At 62.8% G+C, this 3891-nt stretch carries 4 protein-coding genes and 1 pseudogene; all 5 read right to left on the bottom strand.

The features are described from left to right. Positions 1-146: pseudogene (locus tag ACFDTG_RS16410) on the bottom strand (NADH-quinone oxidoreductase subunit H); the annotation flags it as partial. Positions 147-225: 79 nt separating this feature from the next. Next, a complete protein-coding gene (gene nuoG, locus ACFDTG_RS16405) occupies positions 226-2214 on the bottom strand; it encodes an NADH-quinone oxidoreductase subunit NuoG (protein ID WP_375291995.1) in 1989 nt (662 codons plus the stop codon). After that, positions 2214-3506 carry an NADH-quinone oxidoreductase subunit NuoF gene (gene nuoF, locus ACFDTG_RS16400; protein WP_375291994.1) on the bottom strand — a complete coding sequence of 431 codons (1293 nt, stop codon included), beginning with the start codon at positions 3504-3506 and terminating at the stop codon, positions 2214-2216. The genes nuoG and nuoF overlap by 1 nt, the downstream gene beginning before the upstream one ends. Further along, positions 3506-3649 (bottom strand): hypothetical protein, encoded by a 144-nt coding sequence (locus tag ACFDTG_RS16395; protein WP_375291993.1) that lies wholly within the window; start codon positions 3647-3649, stop codon positions 3506-3508. The genes nuoF and ACFDTG_RS16395 overlap by 1 nt, the downstream gene beginning before the upstream one ends. Continuing rightward, positions 3649-3891: NAD(P)H-dependent oxidoreductase subunit E (locus ACFDTG_RS16390; protein ID WP_375291992.1), on the bottom strand; the 243-nt coding region annotated here is incomplete at its 5' end. The genes ACFDTG_RS16395 and ACFDTG_RS16390, both read right to left, overlap by 1 nt.

The raw sequence follows: 3891 nt of genomic DNA, 5'->3' as shown, positions 1-3891 counted from the left end.
GCCGCCCAGATCTTGCGATCGGCGTAGATGATCATCGCCACCGCCAGCATCAGCGGCAGTGCGATCAGCAGAATGCCCGCGATGGTCGCGAGGCCCCACGCCCATTCGTAACTGAGACCGAGATTGGTCTGAAAGAATTCAGTCATTGCCCGCGACTCCTTGAAGCGAGCCGATCCATATAACCATAGCGGTTCGTGTAGGAAAGAACAAAATGCGAACCCGAGGTCATTCTGCCGCCTCCAGGACTTCGCCCTGAACCAGTTCCGCCGAACATTCCTGCATTACCAGACTGGCGCGGGCGATCGCGTTGGTGAGATAGAAATCCTTGATCGGATAAGCGATTTTACCCTTCGCCTTGCCCTTGCCGGGCTTGGGAAGCTTGCCGAGATCGGCAATCCCTTCCTCGCCCAATGCGGGCACTTCGGCGATCATTGCGCTCTGCAACTGCGCAAAACTGTCGAAGCGGACCGACACGCCCAGCGCATCAGCCATAGCCCGCAAGATGGTCCAGTCCTCGCGCGCGTCACCCGGTGCGAAGACCGCCTTTTCCGCAAACTGAACCCGCCCTTCCGTGTTGACGTAGGTGCCGTCCTTCTCGCTGTAGGCGGCCGCGGGCAGGATGATGTCGGCGGCATGAGCGCCCTTGTCGCCATGGTGGCCGATGAAGACCTTGAGGCTGCCATCGAACTGAGCCCAGTCGACCTCGTCCGCGCCAAGCGCCAGCACCACCTTGGGCGCGGCTGAGACGATGTCGGCGATTCCGCCCTTCTGCGCATAGCCGAGCATCAGCCCGCCCATGCGGCTTGCCGCCATGTGAAGCACGTTGAACCCGTTCCAGCCCTCGCGCTGGAGGTCGAGCGCCAAGGCCGCATCAATCGCACCGGCAGCCAGCCCCGCCCCGCCGAGGATTACCGCGGGACGGTCCGCCTTGGCGAAAGCCTCGGTCACATGGGCGGGCAAATCATGCAGCACGGCCGCATCGTCACCCAGGAATTCGGCACTGAAGGTCGTATCCCAATGCGGGCCGACCACGAAGATCTTCGCCCCTCGCTTCGCCGCCTTGCGCAGGCGGACATTGACCAGCGGCGCTTCCCAGCGGACGTGGCTGCCCACGATCAGGATCGCATCGGCGGTCTCGATACCAGCAAACGTCGAATTGAAGGCTGATGCCGCGAGCGTGGGTACCGCGTACTTCATGCCCGTCTGGCGGCCTTCCAACAGGTCCGACCCCAAGGCACCGACCAGTTTCTTGGCTGCGAACATCGTCTCGCAGTCCACCAGATCGCCGGCAATCGCGGCGATCGAGCCCTGCGGCTTGGCCTGGGCTATCGCCTTGAAGGCTTCATCCCAGCTGGCCGGTTGCAGTTTTCCACCCTTGCGCATCCACACGCGGTCGAGACGGCGACGAGTAAGCCCATCCACCATATAGCGGCCCTTGTCGGACAGCCATTCCTCGTTGACCTCGTCGTTGATCCGCGGCTGCGCGCGCAGAACCTCACGGCCCCGCGCGTCGAGCCGGATATTGGCACCCACCGCGTCGGACACATCGATGGAAAGCGTCTTCTTGAGCTCCCAAGGCCGCGCCTCGAACGCGTAGGGACGGCTGGTAAGCGCGCCGACCGGACACAGATCGATCACATTGGCCGACAGTTCATGTTCGGCCGCCTGCTCGAGGTAGGTGGTGATCTGCATGTCCTCGCCGCGATAGAGCGCGCCAATCTCGTCGACTCCCGCGATCTCCTCGGAAAAACGCACGCAGCGGGTGCAATGGATGCACCGGGTCATGATCGTCTTGATCAGCGGACCCATGTATTTCTCGGTCACCGCGCGCTTGTTCTCGTGATAGCGCGTGGCCCCGCGGCCGTAATACATCGACTGGTCCTGGAGGTCGCACTCACCGCCCTGGTCGCAGATCGGGCAGTCCAGCGGGTGGTTGATGAGCAGGAACTCCATCACCCCTTCGCGCGCCTTCCTCACCATCTCGGTGTCGGTGCGAATCTCCTGACCGTCGGTCGCGGGCAGCGCGCAACTCGCCTGCGGCTTGGGCGGCCCCGGCTTCACCTCGACCAGGCACATGCGGCAGTTGCCCGCGATGCTCAGCCGCTCATGATAGCAGAAGCGCGGAATTTCCTTGCCCGCAAGCTCGCACGCCTGCAGCACGGTGGCGCCGTTGGGGACTTCGATTTCCTGACCGTCGACGGTGACTTTAGGCATTACTCGGCTGCCTCGGCAAAATTGGACTGATGCTCTTCGATCCGCCGCTCCAGCTCAGGCCGGAAATGGCGGATGAGGCCCTGGATCGGCCACGCCGCCGCATCGCCGAGCGCGCAGATGGTGTGGCCTTCGACCTGCTTGGTCACCTGCTGCAGCATGTCGATTTCTTCAAGCGCGGCGTCTCCGGTACGCAGGCGCTCCATCACGCGCCACATCCAGCCCGTGCCTTCGCGGCAGGGCGTGCACTGTCCGCAGCTTTCGTGCTTGTAGAAATAGCTGATCCTGCTGATGGCGCGCACGATATCGGTGGACTTGTCCATCACGATCACTGCCGCCGTTCCCAGACCCGAACCGAGTTCCTTCAGCCCGTCGAAATCCATGGGAGCGTCCATGATGTCCTTTGCCGGAACCAGAGGGACCGACGAGCCGCCCGGGATCACCGCCATCAGATTGTCCCATCCGCCGGTGATGCCCCCGCAATGCTTTTCGATCAGTTCGCGGAAGGGGACGCTCATCGCTTCCTCCACCACGCAGGGCTTTTCCACGTGGCCGCTGATCTGGAAGAGCTTCGTCCCCTTGTTGTTTTCGCGACCAAAGCTGCTGAACCAGCTTGCACCGCGACGCAGGATCGTGGGGGCGACTGCGATCGATTCCACATTATTGACCGTGGTCGGGCAGCCATAAAGCCCGGCACCGGCGGGAAACGGCGGCTTGAGGCGCGGTTGCCCCTTCTTGCCTTCCAGACTTTCGATCATCGCGGTCTCTTCGCCGCAGATGTAGGCGCCCGCGCCGCGATGCATGAACACGTCGAAGTCGTAACCGGACCCGCTGGCGTTCTTGCCGATCAGACCGGCATCGTAAGCCTCGTCGATGGCCGCCTGCAGCGTCTCCGCCTCGCGGATGTATTCGCCGCGGATGTAGATATAGGCCGCCCTCGCGCGCATCGCGAAGCCGGCAACCAGCGCGCCTTCTATCAACTTGTGCGGATCGTGGCGGATGATCTCCCGGTCCTTGCAGGATCCCGGCTCCGATTCATCGGCATTGATGACGAGGAAGCTGGGGCGACCGTCCTTGCTTTCCTTCGGCATGAAGGACCACTTGAGCCCGGTCGGGAAGCCGGCACCGCCGCGCCCGCGCAGGCCCGATGCCTTCATCTCCTCGATGATCGAATCCTGACCACGGGCCAGCAGCGCCTTGGTATTGTCCCAGTCACCACGCGCCTGCGCCGCCTTCAGGCCCCAGTCCTGGAAGCCGTAGACATTGGTGAAGATGCGGTCCTTGTCCGCCAGCATCAGGAGAACCCTCCGAAAACGAAGATCGCGGCTGCGATGGCGATGATCACGAGAACGACGGTCTTGACCACGCCCTTGAGCACTTTCCAGGCGATGAAGATCAACACCAGTGCGACGAGCAGAGAGATGATGTTGGTCTCCATCACCATTCACCCCGATAATCGTGGTTCTCGGTGACCATCTCTTTCAGCGTCGTCGGTCCGCCAACAGGCTCGCTGGTGTGACGGCCCGGCTCCTGCGTCCCCGTCTTGGGCTGCTGTCCCGCAGCCAGTGCATCGAGGATCGCGTCCAGACGGTCTGGAGTGAGATCCTCGTAGTTGTCGTCGTTGATCTGGACCATCGGCGCGGTGGCGCAATTGCCCATGCATTCGACCTCGGTCAGCGT

The organism is Qipengyuania sp. (genome assembly GCF_042095715.1).
GTDB lineage: Bacteria > Pseudomonadota > Alphaproteobacteria > Sphingomonadales > Sphingomonadaceae > Qipengyuania.
The sequence above is the reverse complement of the archived record's forward strand: the minus strand, read 5'-3'. Positions and strand labels throughout refer to the sequence as shown.

What these genes read in the sequence shown, in the direction of transcription:
- nuoF (WP_375291994.1), bottom strand. Translation starts at nt 3,506, where the DNA reads ATGCTGGCGGACAAGGACCGCATCTTCACCAATGTCTACGGCTTCCAG.
- nuoG (WP_375291995.1), bottom strand. Translation starts at nt 2,214, where the DNA reads ATGCCTAAAGTCACCGTCGACGGTCAGGAAATCGAAGTCCCCAACGGC.
- ACFDTG_RS16395 (WP_375291993.1), bottom strand. Translation starts at nt 3,649, where the DNA reads ATGGAGACCAACATCATCTCTCTGCTCGTCGCACTGGTGTTGATCTTC.